Source organism: Ornithinibacter aureus, from assembly GCF_009858245.1.
Classification (GTDB): domain Bacteria; phylum Actinomycetota; class Actinomycetes; order Actinomycetales; family Dermatophilaceae; genus Fodinibacter; species Fodinibacter aureus.
This window is the reverse complement of sequence record NZ_VMSB01000001.1, coordinates 3199923-3213067: the sequence shown is the minus strand read 5'-3', so window position 1 is coordinate 3213067 and position 13145 is coordinate 3199923. Positions and strand designations below refer to the sequence as shown.

Sequence of the window (13145 nt, the reverse complement as noted above, 5' to 3'; positions counted from 1 at the left end):
TTCGCGACCCACGCCGACGAGCCACGCGCCACCCCGGACAACCGAGAAGATCAGCGCATCCCTAGTTCAATTCCCCGGAAGGACGGGGGTGACGCGATGTGCGCCAGTGTGGCGGTGGATCAGCGGTAGGGTCCGCGCGTATGGACATGCTCAGGGGTGAAGAGATCGCCGAGGCCAACCTGGCGGACTGGCGCAAGCTGGCCCAGGGGCTGCACGCCCGGTACGTGGTCGACAACTTCCGCACTGGGGTGCGGTTCGTGGCCGCGGTGGGCGAGGCGGGCGACGGGCTGGGGCATTACCCGCGGGTGTCGATCGGTCAGGGGTATGTCGACCTGAAGCTGGTCAGCGATGACGCCATCTACCGCGACGAGGAGGGCACGGAGCATGTCCTGCAATGGGTGACTCAGCGGGACGTCGACCTCGCGCGACGGATCAGCGCGATCGCCGCCGAGCACCGGCTCGTCGCCGACCCGGCTTCGGTCAGCGAGATCGAGCTGGGCTTGGACACGGCGCGCTCGGCGACCATCGCGCCGGTGTGGGCCGCGCTGCTGACCGGCAGCGTCGACGCCCAAGGGCACGGCTCGCCCAGTGACGAGATCCGAGATGCCACGGGACGAGTCCCCAACCTGTGGTTCGGAGACGCCAACGAGGAGCAGAGCCGACGGCAGCGGTTCCACGTCGAGGTCTATGTGGCGCCCGACGTGGCCGAGCACCGGATCGCCGCCGCCGTCGCGGCAGGTGGGACCGTTGTTGATGACAGCAACGCGCCCGCGCTCACCGTGATCGCCGACCAGGACGGCAACACGGGCATCGTCTGTGTCGACGTATCAGCCGCGAAGAAGCCCTGAACCGCCGACTCCGGTGACTCGCCGACCACACAGCTCGCTCCCACGAAACACCTGCCCCAGGCACACAGCACGCGCGTCGCTCCGCCGGCTGCCGGGCTACAGAGCGCAGGTGCTGAACGGTCACCTACGGGCCGATCGCGTCGGACCCCGTGGCCGGTCCTTCTCGCCATGGTCGTGGCCGTTGTGGCCATGGTGGCAGCAATACGCGCTCTGGGCGAGGGCTGGTCCGATCTCCGCCGGCTCCTCACGCTCCTCGGGTAACGACCGTCAAGGATGCAGGCGGGCTCCTGGTATCATTTGATATCGGAGGTGGTCGCCGTGGCCGATGTGTTGATCCGTGATATCCCCGAGTCGGTACTCGCGGCGGTGGATGCGCACGCGTCTCGCATGGGTCTCTCGCGTGTGGAGTACATTCGCCGACGTCTCGCAGCGGACGCGGCCACCTCGGGTGCCTCGGTGTCAACCGCTGATCTGCGTTCCTTCGCCGAGAAGGTCACCGATCTCGCTGATCCTCAGGTGATGGGCGCGGCGTGGCAATAACCGAGTGGCTGATCGACAAGTCGGCGCTGGTTCGTCTGGCGGACAGCCCCGACGCCGAGCTATGGGCAGAGCGGATCGAGCGAGGCCTGGTCCGGATCACTACCGTGACGCGCCTTGAGGTTGGCTACTCCGCCCGCAGCGGCAAGGACGCCAGGTCGACGTTAACCAGCCCGCCCCTCTCAGCGATGCCGGTGGAGTACCTGACCCCGAGCATCGAGGAGCGCGCCGTGCACGTGCAGCTGCTCCTGGCCCGACAGGGGCAACACCGTGCGCCCTCCATCCCCGACATCATCATCGCCGCAACAGCCGAACTGGCAGGACTGACCCTCTTACCCTCGATCCACCGACGTCCTGGGTGGGGTGAGCTGATTTCGCCCAGGTCCGTGGTGGTGGCTTGAGGGCAGTGCGGTTCTCCTGACCTCGCTGTCAGGGTGTTCCACTTCGAGTTCGGGTCGCGCCGTGAGGGCTGGGTGGTCAGGGATTGACCGGTTCTGGTGGGCCGCAGTTCTGGGTGAACAGGCGGGTCCACGCTTCCTGCCAGGGCCAGGCGGTCGGTAGGTGCAGGGTGACCCGTCGGGCCGAGGACGCCACCCGGGCGGGGACGGTGATCAGCTTGCGGCGGATGGTGGCGGTGGTGGCTCTGGCGAGGTCGGCGCTGGCGATGGTGGCTGCGGTGCGGGTGAGGTTGAACGCGATGACGGCCAGCACGAGCCAGGCGGCGTTGGCGGTGAATTTGCCTGAGGGCAGGTGCGCCAGGGCGGAGTTCTTGAGGTCGGCGTGGACCTGCTCGATGATCGCGTGTCCGCGGTGGGTCTTATCCGCGGCGACGGTGTCCAGGTCGGTGGGGTCGGTGGTGGTGAAGAAGGCGTGGAAGCGCCAGGTGTCGAACAGGGTGCCCTGCCCGGTTGCCTTCTTCTTGTCAGCGTTGACGTCGGGGATGCGGCGCACCACCAGGCGCCCGGGAACCTGATCGGCCGCCTTCTTGGAGGAGAACGCGGTGAAGGGCACCTCGGCGACCTCAGCCCGCGACACCCAGGTGCCGCTGACCTCGTCGAAGACGGCGTCGGTGTACTCGATCGGGGTCCACGCGTGTTCGCTGATGGTGGTGATCGCGGCCTTGACCTTGGGGTCCAGGCGTACGGTGACCGACACCTGCGCCCCGGCGCGAACCGCGGCACCGACGGTGGGCGCCCCGTAGAACGCCGAGTCCGCCCGCAGCAACGGCTTGCCCTGACCGGGGTGCAACGTGCGCACGGTCTTGAGCGCGTCAGCGACCAACCGTTTGGCTCCGCGCGGGGACCCGCACGACCCTTTCCGCAGCCGCTGCGCCACGACCACCGGTGCCGACCCAGTGGTGGTGACCGTGGCCAGCAACGCGTTCAGCCCGCGGACCCCGGAGTAGCCGAACCCGGCACCCTGTTTGGCGTGGCCGTGCACCTGAATGATCGTGTCGTCGATATCGACCAACACCCGGCCACCGGTGCCGTCGCCGACGACCTGCGCGGCTCGCTCGCCTTGAGCTGCCAGGCGTGTGAGGAACCTCGAGGCGAGCGCGTCGAGCTGGCGGACGTGACCGAACGTGAACGAGCGCAGGAACGACCCCAACGTCGACGGCGCGTACGCCCGGGCGAAGACCCGGCCCATCCCACCGTGCCGCAGCAGCGCCATGTCATCGATGCTGTCGGCGCCAGCGACCATCCCCGCGACCAGCGAGGCGACCTTCAACCCGGCGTTGGCGCCCTTGTCACCCGGCACGCTCAGATGCTCATCCGCAAGGCGTCGCAGCCCCGCCCGATCAGCCAGGGCCAAGACCGGAACCAACCCGGCGGCCGACACAAGATTCGGGTCGTCGAAGACCGCCGAGGTCGCTGGGAGGGTGTGAGAGAGTTTCACCTACGAGATGCCCCTTGCGTGTGTGACGAACTGAAGCGTGAAGAACTCCAATTCTGTTGCCACACAGGGGCATTCTCATGTCCCGACACGCCTCCTCAGCCCACTACCACCCTGCCCATCGGTGGATCGAGGCTTACACGTGGACAAGGACTTCGACCTCATCGCCACCATCACCGGCCAACCCTCGGAGCGACTCCGCACATAGGGCATTCCGCCGGATAGAGCGGTTGCGCCAGATACGACTTCTCCGCCTGGTCGCGTACTCGGCTGCCGGGCCACCTCAGGTGAGCGCGACCAATAGTCAGGACAATGCGTCGAGTCGGTGTCGCACCACCCTGCGGCGCAGCGTGGGCGAGGCCTCGACCTCGTAGCCGGCGCCGAGGAACACTTGGAGCAGCCCGACCGAGGCCTCATCCCAGATCACGTTCTTGCCTGGCGGCGGCTCGGTGGGGTAGCCCTCAAGGATGCGAGCGCCCACCTGTCTGCCGTACTCGACGGTGGCGGCGGCGAGCTCGTACATCACCCCCTGTCGACGGAAACCCTTTCGAACGACGAAGCAGGTGACCGACAACACGCCCTCGAGGTCCGGGTCCTTGCGCATCCACGACTTCTGACGGGCCCAGATCCTCGGATAGTTCTCCCGCGGTTCGACCGCGACCCACCCAGCGGGCTCGCCGTCGACATACCCGACCAGGCCCGACGTGGGGCCGCTCGTACCGCAGCCGGCCTGCTCCAGCAGCGCGGTGTCGCGCTCCTCCTGGGTCGTGTCGCGCCAAATCCAGCCCGGGACCTTGAGGGCCTGACAGCGGCACTTGCGGGCGCCGCCAGCCTCGAACACCGCCTCGACGTCTTCGCACGTCACCTCGTTGGCCGGTCGCCAACTGAACTCGGGCACACCGCGAGACTAGCGGCACCCCCGGCGCCAGTAGCGACCCCGGGACAGTCGATCTCTAGCCTCGTCGGTGCGTCTATCCGCCGGCTGTTGGGCGCAACTTCGCGACAGTCGTGAGGTTCGCGTCACTGCGCCGCCAGTCGAGCGGGGAGAGGTGAAGAAGTCGACTGTTCAAGGCGAATAGCGGTGGAGCGGCCCAGAACGACTGTCAGATCCGCTGCTCGCCAATCCAGGCGATGACGGTGTCGATGTCACGGACGATGGGGGCTTGGGTGAACCCGCGGTCACCAAGACCAGCGACCGCGGGGAAGAAGACCTCGCGGTTGAAATCCTCGAGGTATTCGCGGCTGTCCCACAGTTGCATCACCTGCCAACCGTCCTCGACGGCGCCAGCGGCAAAGGCACGCCGGCCCTTCGGCGGTGGGACGTCACCAATGGCTTCCACGACATCCGCCCACTGCTCGGGTGTGCCGCCAGGGAAGAACGCAAGCCGCAGGAACGCCATGCGCCCACGCTAGATGTCAAGCCGCGCCCATGCACGGACTCAGCGCGTCTCTGTAGCCGCCTGACGCGCTCCGCCCGGATGCCGTGAGACGGCGCGCCCCCTGCTGCCGGGTCGTTGTGATCGTGCTCATGGGTGCGGGTGGTTCAGCGGGGTCGTGCAGCCGCAAGGATGGGCTCATGCGCAACCCTGTTGACAGCCGATATGTGGACCTCGTGCGGCTTCTGCGTCGTTACGGCCGATCTGATCTGGTGTCGGGGGCTCGGCTGGACGAGTTCTCGGTCGACGAGCCCGGTTCCGGTCCGGAGGATCCGATTACCGGGGATGCCGAGACGGCGGAGCGGTTGGCGGCCGACCTTGAGCGGATGGGGCCCACTTTCATCAAGCTCGGGCAGCTGCTCTCGACGCGCTTCGACCTCCTCCCGGCGGTTTACACGACCGCGTTGGCCCGGCTGCAGGACACCGTTGACCCCATCCCGTTCGCGGCGGTTCGGGAGGTCGTGGAGGGCGAGCTGGGTGCGTCGATCGGGGAGCGGTTCAGCGATTTCAGCGTCGACCCGTTGGCATCGGCCTCGATCGGGCAGGTCCATGCCGGGACGTTGCGCAACGGCCGCGAGGTCGTGGTCAAGGTCCAGCGGCCCGGGGTGCGCGAGACCGTCCGTGACGACATGGAGGTCCTGACCCGGCTGGCCAGCATTGCCGACAGGCGGACCGAGGCCGGCCGCCAGTTCGGGTTCGGGCAGCTGCTCGCCCAGTTCCGCCGGTCGGTGGCCGGGGAGCTGGACTACCGGCGCGAGGCCAAGAATCTGGTCACCTTCGGCGAGCTGACCGCCGAGTACGACCGGCTGGTTGTGCCCCAACCGGTCATGGAGTACACCACGAGCAGGCTCGTGACGATGGACCGCATCGAGGGCCGCAAGATCACCGACATCGGACGCCTGGGGCTGATGGACATCGACGCCCGACCGATCGTCGAGCAGCTGTTCCGCGCGTACCTGCGGATGATCCTCGACCACGGGGTCCTGCACGCCGACCCGCACCCGGGCAACCTCCTGATCACCGAGGACGGGCAGCTGGCCCTGCTGGACTTCGGGATGACCGCATCGGTCCCACCACGGGTGCAGGACCAGGTGGTGAAGCTCCTGCTCTCGATCAGCGACGGCGACGGCGAGGAGACGGCCGCGATCCTGGCAGCGATGGGCCACCCGATCGAGGGCTACGACGCCGCAGCATTCCGCGACGACGTCAGCCACCTGGTCTCCGAGGCAGTGGGCAGCGGTGCGGACCTGGAGGTCGGCACGGTCCTCGTCGACCTGAGCAGGCTGTCCGGCGTCCACGGGCTGCGCCCGCCGGCTGAGATGTCGATGATCGGCAAGGCCATGCTCAACCTGGACCAGGCCACCTCTCACCTCGACCCGACATTCGCCCCCGCCCAGTGCATCCGCGACAACGTCAGCGAGATCTTCGCCTCGAGCCTGAGGGCGACCCCCGGGGGGCTGCTGTCAGCGGCGATCGAGGCGAAGGACTTCACGGCCCAGCTGCCCAAGCGAGCCAACCGGATCCTCGACGCGATGGCCGCTGGTGAGTTCCGGCTGCGCGTGGACGCCATTGACGAGGAGCGCCTCCACCTGGTCCTGCAGCGCATCGCCAACCGACTCACCCTCGGCCTGATCATCGCCGCGACCCTCATCGGCGCCGCACTGATGATGCGGGTGCCCTCATCCTGGACCCTGCTCGGCTACCCCGGAATCGCCATTCTGTTCTTCCTCCTGGCCGCTGCCGCCGGTGTGGCCCTGGCCATCTGGATCCTCGCCACCGACCGCAAGGTCGCCCAAGCCAACCACCACCAACGCAGCACGACACAGTAGCCCCCGCGGCACCACGGGCGAAGCGAGAGCGGGTCTCTACGCCGCCTGATCGCGGCGTCTGCTCCCGCCCGGATCGCGGCAAATGAGGAAAGGTCCGGGCCCCTCCGTGCGACGATCTCGGCGTGGAGCAACTCGAGGACGGCTGGCAGAGGGAAGGTCGCGTCCTCTGGAAAGACTTCGAGTCCAACGGCGACCACTACTCGATCGCAGGCGGCCCGCGTGGTGTCTCCCTGTGGTCGCAGGGCAACGCTGGCATCGACATTCCCAGCGCCTTGATCTATGGCATCTGGAGCACCTTGGCAGGTGTGGCCTCTCGAATCAACGTGGTCAAGGTGCGACGCCGGAGGTGGGGTCCGATCCGGTTGCAGGTGCTGCGTCGAGAGTTCCCCGAGTCCAAGGACCTCCTCGAGTGCGTCAAGACGGTCGAGCAGGAAGTGCGCGACGGCGTCCCAGGACATGCCTGACTCGCCTTTCCCGCTTTCAGACCCTTGGTCGCACGCGCTACCCTGCCCAGCCACCAGCCACCCAGCTCGAGCATGGCCATGGCTCGGGTCGCCAGGTGGTAACCGTGCCTTGAGCCGACCTCTTGGGTCGCGGCATGAGCGGTAAGGCTGCGCCGCCTACTCGTTCGACAAGACAACGATGCGCTTGTCGCCGTGCCGCCAGACCTCACCTCGGTACGGCAACTCGCCCGGTGCGCCGGCCGGGGCCTTCCAGTCGACGACATCCTCGAAGTCACGCTCGCGTCGCGCCCACGCGTCGCGTGCGTCCGCACCCCGAAGCCACGCCAAGGCCGCGCCGCAGTCAACTACCACGACGTCACTGCCGTCTCTCGTCAGCCGCTCGATGGTGGTCCTGTCAGCACTCGGGTCGTCCAACGTCAGTTCGACACCATCGGGGTCAAACATGCGTCGACCACCGGGGCTCCACATCCGGCGACCAGCGCCCGAGGTGGCCCTCCGCTTCTTCGTCACAGCCACATTGTGCCGCCACGACTCATCTACTCGTAGAAGAACTCACCGCACGCTCATTGCAGGAGGGGATGGCCCTATCCGCGGCAATTGAGGACGTTGCTTGATGAGGTGCCGCTCCGGGGAACACGGCTCCGACGCGTGCGCTTTTGTCGAAACCCAGCGCAGCTAGGACTCCTCTCCGCTACAGAACGACTGCAGGTCGCGATGCCGCCCGGGAACCGGCGCCCGATCACCGAACCGGGCCAGGGCGCTGGAGTATCGGTCTCCGAGGCCCACCCGAGTCACGTCGCGGTACCACAGGCGAGCTGCATCGGTCTCCCAGACGCCTCGCGGGCCGATCAACTGGAGATCGAATTTGCGCGTGCCAAACCGAACTACCCGCCCGACGAGCAGCGGGTAGTCCTCTGCCGCCTCCAGGTGCACGCACACGAGGGCCGCGTGTTCGGCGGCAGCGCGGAGAACTGCATCGGCAGCGGCGCCCACAGGAAGGTGAAACCTTGGCTCCCGGCGCCCGAGGCCGGCGACCGCGCGTTCGATGTAGCCACCCTCACCGTCGGCCTCAACCTCGGTGACGTCCTGGATACGCACGACGTCGTAGCCGTCGACGTAGACGGCGTCCACCAGCCTTTGAACAGCCACCCAACCGTCAGAGAGGCTCACCACGAAGCCGGGCACGTCGTCTGGAGCCCATGACTGGTCACGACAGATGCGCACCGGAAACTGCGAACGAAGCGCTTCCTCCAATCTGTCGGTGATCACTGTGCTCGTTCGGGCCATGCCCGCATATTGGTCTACGGACTGGGGACTTGGCATCTCCGTTTCCGGAGCGACCGGGTGGCACTCGACCCCTACGTGAGCACCGAGGGCCTCGTTCCTAACGACTGTTCGGAGCCGGAGTCGGCTCGCACCACCGCACACGGAGTGCGGCAAATCCGGTAAACGCCTCACGCTGATGAGCGGACGTCAGCGACTCCAGTCAATCGTCGTCATCATCGTCCTCCACGAGTTCGCCCTCCCAGGCTTCGCGGCCCTCGTGGATGGCGAACGCAGCGATGACGAACCCGGCGACGGGGTCGAGCCACGCCGCGCCGGTGAGGGCGAACAGCACCAGCCCGAGCAGCGTCGAGATGCTGAGGAGGACGCAGATCCTGGTCTCGGCTGCGTCGGCGAGGATCAACTTGTCGCCGCCGAGTTGTTCGCCGACCCGCTTCTTGGCGCGCGCCAAGACCGGCATGACGATGAGCGACAGCGTGAGTAGGACGATGCCGACGACCGAGTTGTCCGGGGTCTCGCCGCCGACCAGAGACCGGATGCCCTCGAACGACACGTACGCGGCGAGAACGAAGAAGGTGACCGCGACCGCGCGCAGCGCCCGGCGCTCCTTGGCTTCGTCGGCCTCACCGTGGCGCAGGCGGGCGGCGAGCCGAAGGCCGACGAGGACCGAGGCGGCGGATTCGATGCCGGAGTCGATCCCGAACCCCACGAGTGACACCAGCCCGGCCAGCAGGCCCGCCGTGATCGCGACGGCCCCCTCCACCACGTTGTACGCGACGGTGAATTGGCACAGGCGGAGCCCGCGCCGGGTGAGGCGCTCGGTCTCGTCCTCGGTGAGGGTTGTCGCTCCTGGGACGTTGGGCGCGGGGCTGGTCATCGGGCTCCCTCGATGGTGGTCGTGCCGTAGGTCGGGCACAGGGTGACGGCTTCGCCGGTCAGGCTCAGCAGTCGTTCGGCAGCGGAGAACAGCTCCAGCACGGCCTCGGGGTGGGTCAGCGAGAAGACGGACGCACGGCCCTCGGGACGTGAGGCCACCAACCCGCAGTCCCGCAGGCAGGCCAGATGCTTGGAGACGGTGCTCTGCGCCAGGTTGAGGTGCGCGGTGAGGTCTACGACCCGGTGCTCACCGAGTGTGAGGTGCCGGAGGATCGTGAGCCGAGATGGGTCGCTGAAGCCGTTGAACAGGCACGCCGCCGCTGCCAACCCAACTGCTTCGAGTTCCAAGGATCGTCGAGTCGTCGCGGTTGCCTGAGTCATCGCCACACCGCGATGATAGCGAGGTCTGGTGGCCGTCCGCTCATCGGCATGAGCGCGAACATCGGGGTGCGTCTCAAGCGGGTGCGTCTCAGCGCCGCGAATGCGTCCGTGAGGCTTGGGACGTTCGACTTCCTCTACGGCTACGTTGATGCAGCAGAGTTGCCCGACGCCGACCAGCCCGACGAGCGAGTAACCCTGCGCGACCTGGCGTTGCCAAGGTAGCCACCGCTCCAACCGGACTCTGGCCCTCGCTACAGCAGGCCCCCGACCTACTCGAGGTGAGAACCCTGGTCCGCCGCGGCAGGACTGGGTGAGCACACAACCGCTCCGGCAACCTGCGTCACAGCGTCGGAAGTCGCGCGGCAAAGCAGCGTTCAGCACCCGGGACGGATGAGCGCTTTGTGTGCCGGTTTTGGTGCGTAGAGATGGTGCAGGTGACCCATGTGTCGGCCTATCTGATCGGGCGACGATGAGTCAGCCCGGGCAGACGGCCCGGCCGATAGGAGGACACCCGCATGACCGCACAGCACCTTGCCGCCCCCGCGGAGCTGAGCGAGATCCAAGCCCTGGACACCCGGCCGCCGCTTTCCCGCGCCGCCCAACTGGCCGTCGCAGCGAGCCTGATCGCGGCCGGCCTCCTCAACGGAGGTACCCAGTTCGTCGGCCATCTCGTCATCGATGACGGCAGCGGCGACTTCAGCGACCAGATCCGCTGGGGCGTCGAGCACCCCGTCTTCCACGGCGTGGAGCAGTTCGCGCTCTTGGCGAGCATGCTGTTCCTGCCGGTCGCCGTCCTCGGTCTGGCCCAGGTGACGCGGCACCGGGCGCCGCGGCTGACCGCCGCCGGGATCCTGCTCACCTTGTGGGGCTTCTGGGGTTTTCACAACATCCTCGCGCTGGGCTACACCGCCGGGACGATCGCACCGTCCGCGCTCGGGGTGGATGCCGCGGTCGGGCTCAATGACGCCTTTATGGAGCACCCCGGTTCGGTGTTCGGAGCGTTGGTGCCGCATCTGCTCGGCTCGTTCCTGGGCCTGATCCTGTTGGCGGTGGCGGGCTGGCGTGGCAGGAGTCTGCCGCGCATCCCGCTGGTCCTGCTGGTCGCGTTCCTGCTCTGGGACTTCCTCCTGCCGCCGGCCGGGCCGCTGGAGGCACACCTGCTGCTGCTGATCTGCTTCGGTTGGCTCGGAATGCACGTGGCGCGGATGTCGTGGCAGGAGTGGAGCGGGACGGCGGAGGTCGGAACATACTGACCCCATGAGCGGGAGCACTCCGGCGAGGGTGGGTCCATGGTCGGCGGCGGCGGCGACCATCGCCCTCTCCCTCGCCGCCGCGTGGGTTGCCGGGACCGGGCCTGGCGGGGCGGCGGGACTGGACGGGGTCGGTCTGAAGCTTCTGGTGATGCCGCTGCTGTGGGCCATCCCCGGGGCGCTCATCGCAGCCGTCGGCCCGCGGCTGCTCGGCTGGTCGATGATCGCGGTGGCGGCATTGTTCGCCCTCTCCGCCCTGGCCGGTGCGAGCCTGCACGCCGGCGTCACCTCGGGCGCACCCTGGTGGATCTGGTATGCCGACCGGGCCTCGGCACTGATCGTGCCGCTGACGCTGGTGGTGCTGCTCCTGGTGCCGGACGGACGGCTGCCATCGCGGCGCTGGCGACCCTGGGCTACGGCTGCGGTCGGGCTCCAGGTTCTGGCCGTGGCCGCCTGGGCATCCCTGCAGGGTCCGGCGGCGGCCTCGGACTCCTCGCTGCCGGCCTGGACGGGTGAGCTCGCGAACCCGGTCGGACTCCTCCCCGGCGGTTGGGGCGAGCCCTTACAGAGCTGGGCCGAGGTCGCGATCCAGGTGCCGTTCCTGCTCGTGCCGGTCGCGGTATACGGGAAGCTGCGCGGCGCCCACGGAGATACCCGCCGGCGGGTGGTGAGCGTCCTACTCGCCGTCGTGACCTTCACGCTCCTCATCGTCGTAGGACGCTGGCTCTGGCCGGCCGGCGGCGATCTGCTCGACATCGTCGCAGGCGGGCTGCTGGCTCTGACCGTGACGGCGAGCGTGCTCCGCTTCCGCCTGGGCTGGGTGGACCGGGTCGTGGGCCGGCTGACCGTCTTCCTCGTGCTCGCTACGGTGCTCGCCCTCGGGTATGCCCTAGTCGTCTCCCTCGCGTCCACTGCTGGGTCGCAGCTCTCACCGGTCGCGGTCGGCCTCATCGCCGCCGCGGTCACCCTCGCCCTAGCCCCGGCCCGAGCCCGCCTCCAGGACGCGGTCGACTGGGCCCTCTACGGCGACTCACGCGAGAGCGCCCGGGTGCGGCGCCTGACCGAAGAGCTGGCCTCCAGCCGGCACCAGCTCGTCACCGCCCGGGAGGAGGAGCGGGTGCTGCTGCGACGTCAGCTCCACGACGGCCTCGGGCCGACGCTTGCAGGAGTCGCGATGCAGCTGCGCGACCTGGACCAGATTGTCCAAGAGGATCCCGACCTGGCGCGGAGCAGACTGGACCGCCTGGCGCAGGCGACCCATCAGGCCCTGGACGAGGTGAGACAGATGAGCCGGCAGCTGCGCCCGCCGGCACTGGACGAGCTCGGGCTGGTCGGTGCCCTCGAAGAGGTCGCCGAGAGCCTGGGCCTCGACTGCGTGGTGGTCAGCGAGAACCTGGGTGCACTTCCGCCTGGACCCGAGGCCGCCGCATACCGGATCGGGCGCGAAGCGCTCACCAACGTCGCCCGCCACTCCGGATGCACGTCGGCGCAGCTGACGATCGCCCGACACCGCGACGGCGTGCAGCTCGAGGTGCGTGACCATGGTGCCGGGCGCAGCGGCCCAACCGGAGTGGGGACGCTGTCCATGCGGGAGCGGGCACACGAGCTCGGCGGGTCGCTCTCGATCGAGGACACCGACGGCGGCGGCACCACCGTCCGCGCCTGGCTGCCCCTCCCCGCGCAGGGAGGGATCCGATGAGCCCAATCCGGGTCGTCCTCGTCGACGACCACCCCATGTTCCGAGAGGGCGTGCGCTTCACGCTCCACCGAGCCGACGACATCGAGGTCGTCGCCGAGGCCGCAGACGGAGCCGCCGCGATCGCCGCCGTCGCCGACACCGCTCCGGACGTCGTTCTCATGGATCTCGCGATGCCGGGAGTCGGCGGCCTCGAAGCGATCACGAGGATCCTCCACGACCACCCGAGCGTCGCCGTCCTGGTACTGACCATGTCCGAACACGACACAGCCCTCTTCGCTGCGCTGCGGGCCGGGGCACGCGGATACCTCGTCAAAGGTGCACCCGGTCAGGAGATCGTCTCGGCGATCCGCTCGGTCGCCGCAGGTCACGTCCTGATCGGCGCGCCCGTCGCGGCCCGCACCCTCGAGGTCCTCACCGACCCCGGCCCGCCGGGGTCCGCGGACTTGGGCATCGACTACGGACTGACCGAGCGCGAGCATGAGGTGCTCGGACTTCTCGCCCGCGGCCTGACGAACCAACAGATCGCAGACCGACTCGTCATTTCACCAATAACCGCCCGAAATCACGTGAGCAAAATCTTGACGAAACTCCAGCTACGCAGCCGCCGGGACGTCATCCGCCGTTTCGGACGCCACGAAAGATCCTGAG

16 protein-coding genes are annotated in these 13145 nt (G+C 68.3%); 9 read left to right on the top strand and 7 right to left on the bottom strand.

Annotation, left to right across the window (positions count from 1 at the left end; all coding sequences use genetic code 11):
* The first annotated feature begins 140 nt into the window (after positions 1–140).
* From C8E84_RS15370 to C8E84_RS15360, 3 genes are all read left to right on the top strand, one after another.
* Entirely contained in the window at positions 141–848 is a 708-nt protein-coding gene (locus C8E84_RS15370) for a 4a-hydroxytetrahydrobiopterin dehydratase (RefSeq protein ID WP_159903497.1), read from the top strand.
* Positions 849–1166: 318 nt separating this feature from the next.
* Positions 1167–1388 (top strand): type II toxin-antitoxin system VapB family antitoxin, encoded by a 222-nt coding sequence (gene vapB / locus C8E84_RS15365; RefSeq protein ID WP_159903495.1) that lies wholly within the window; start codon positions 1167–1169, stop codon positions 1386–1388.
* Complete coding sequence (locus tag C8E84_RS15360; protein ID WP_159903493.1) at positions 1379–1786, top strand: PIN domain-containing protein; 408 nt, start codon at positions 1379–1381, stop codon at positions 1784–1786. The genes vapB and C8E84_RS15360 overlap by 10 nt, the downstream gene beginning before the upstream one ends.
* Positions 1787–1862: 76 nt before the next feature.
* Here the strand turns inward: C8E84_RS15360 and C8E84_RS15355 are convergent, their stop codons facing one another.
* The 3 genes from C8E84_RS15355 to C8E84_RS15345 form a co-directional block, all read right to left on the bottom strand.
* Positions 1863–3281, bottom strand: a complete 1419-nt coding sequence (locus C8E84_RS15355; protein ID WP_159903491.1) for an IS1380 family transposase — start codon at positions 3279–3281, stop codon at positions 1863–1865.
* 301 nt (positions 3282–3582) lie between these two features.
* On the bottom strand, positions 3583–4176 hold the full coding sequence (locus C8E84_RS15350; protein WP_159903489.1) for a GNAT family N-acetyltransferase: 594 nt from the start codon (positions 4174–4176) through the stop codon (positions 3583–3585).
* A gap of 205 nt (positions 4177–4381) precedes the next feature.
* Positions 4382–4678, bottom strand: a complete 297-nt coding sequence (locus C8E84_RS15345; protein ID WP_159903487.1) for a hypothetical protein — start codon at positions 4676–4678, stop codon at positions 4382–4384.
* A gap of 176 nt (positions 4679–4854) precedes the next feature.
* Here C8E84_RS15345 and C8E84_RS15340 point away from each other — a divergent pair, with 176 nt between their 5' ends.
* Together C8E84_RS15340 and C8E84_RS15335 are read left to right on the top strand one after the other, a co-directional pair.
* Positions 4855–6543, top strand: a complete 1689-nt coding sequence (locus tag C8E84_RS15340) for an ABC1 kinase family protein (RefSeq protein WP_159903485.1) — start codon at positions 4855–4857, stop codon at positions 6541–6543.
* 122 nt (positions 6544–6665) lie between these two features.
* Positions 6666–7007, top strand: a complete 342-nt coding sequence (locus C8E84_RS15335; RefSeq protein ID WP_159903483.1) for a hypothetical protein — start codon at positions 6666–6668, stop codon at positions 7005–7007.
* A 156-nt stretch (positions 7008–7163) separates the two neighbouring features.
* Here the strand turns inward: C8E84_RS15335 and C8E84_RS15330 are convergent, their stop codons facing one another.
* The 4 genes from C8E84_RS15330 to C8E84_RS15315 all read right to left on the bottom strand — a co-directional run bounded on the left by C8E84_RS15330 (position 7164) and on the right by C8E84_RS15315 (position 9548).
* Positions 7164–7517: a hypothetical protein gene (locus C8E84_RS15330; protein WP_159903481.1), complete on the bottom strand. Its 354-nt coding sequence runs from the start codon at positions 7515–7517 to the stop codon at positions 7164–7166.
* Between the two features lie 165 nt (positions 7518–7682).
* The gene (locus C8E84_RS15325) at positions 7683–8294 is read right to left on the bottom strand and encodes a hypothetical protein (protein ID WP_159903479.1); all 612 of its coding nucleotides are present in this window, start codon (positions 8292–8294) and stop codon (positions 7683–7685) included.
* A 199-nt stretch (positions 8295–8493) separates the two neighbouring features.
* On the bottom strand, positions 8494–9168 hold the full coding sequence (locus C8E84_RS15320) for a cation diffusion facilitator family transporter (RefSeq protein WP_048693104.1): 675 nt from the start codon (positions 9166–9168) through the stop codon (positions 8494–8496).
* On the bottom strand, positions 9165–9548 hold the full coding sequence (locus tag C8E84_RS15315) for an ArsR/SmtB family transcription factor (RefSeq protein ID WP_048700515.1): 384 nt from the start codon (positions 9546–9548) through the stop codon (positions 9165–9167). Before C8E84_RS15315 ends, C8E84_RS15320 begins: the two co-directional genes overlap by 4 nt.
* A gap of 48 nt (positions 9549–9596) precedes the next feature.
* Between C8E84_RS15315 and C8E84_RS15310 the strand changes: the two genes are divergently transcribed.
* The 4 genes from C8E84_RS15310 to C8E84_RS15295 all read left to right on the top strand — a co-directional run bounded on the left by C8E84_RS15310 (position 9597) and on the right by C8E84_RS15295 (position 13144).
* Complete coding sequence (locus tag C8E84_RS15310) at positions 9597–9770, top strand: hypothetical protein (RefSeq protein ID WP_159903477.1); 174 nt, start codon at positions 9597–9599, stop codon at positions 9768–9770.
* 293 nt (positions 9771–10063) lie between these two features.
* Entirely contained in the window at positions 10064–10801 is a 738-nt protein-coding gene (locus C8E84_RS15305; protein WP_159903475.1) for a hypothetical protein, read from the top strand.
* Between the two features lie 4 nt (positions 10802–10805).
* Positions 10806–12497 carry a sensor histidine kinase gene (locus C8E84_RS15300; protein WP_159903473.1) on the top strand — a complete coding sequence of 564 codons (1692 nt, stop codon included), beginning with the start codon at positions 10806–10808 and terminating at the stop codon, positions 12495–12497.
* The gene (locus C8E84_RS15295) at positions 12494–13144 is read left to right on the top strand and encodes a response regulator (protein WP_159903471.1); all 651 of its coding nucleotides are present in this window, start codon (positions 12494–12496) and stop codon (positions 13142–13144) included. Before C8E84_RS15300 ends, C8E84_RS15295 begins: the two co-directional genes overlap by 4 nt.
* Position 13145 lies beyond the last annotated feature (1 nt).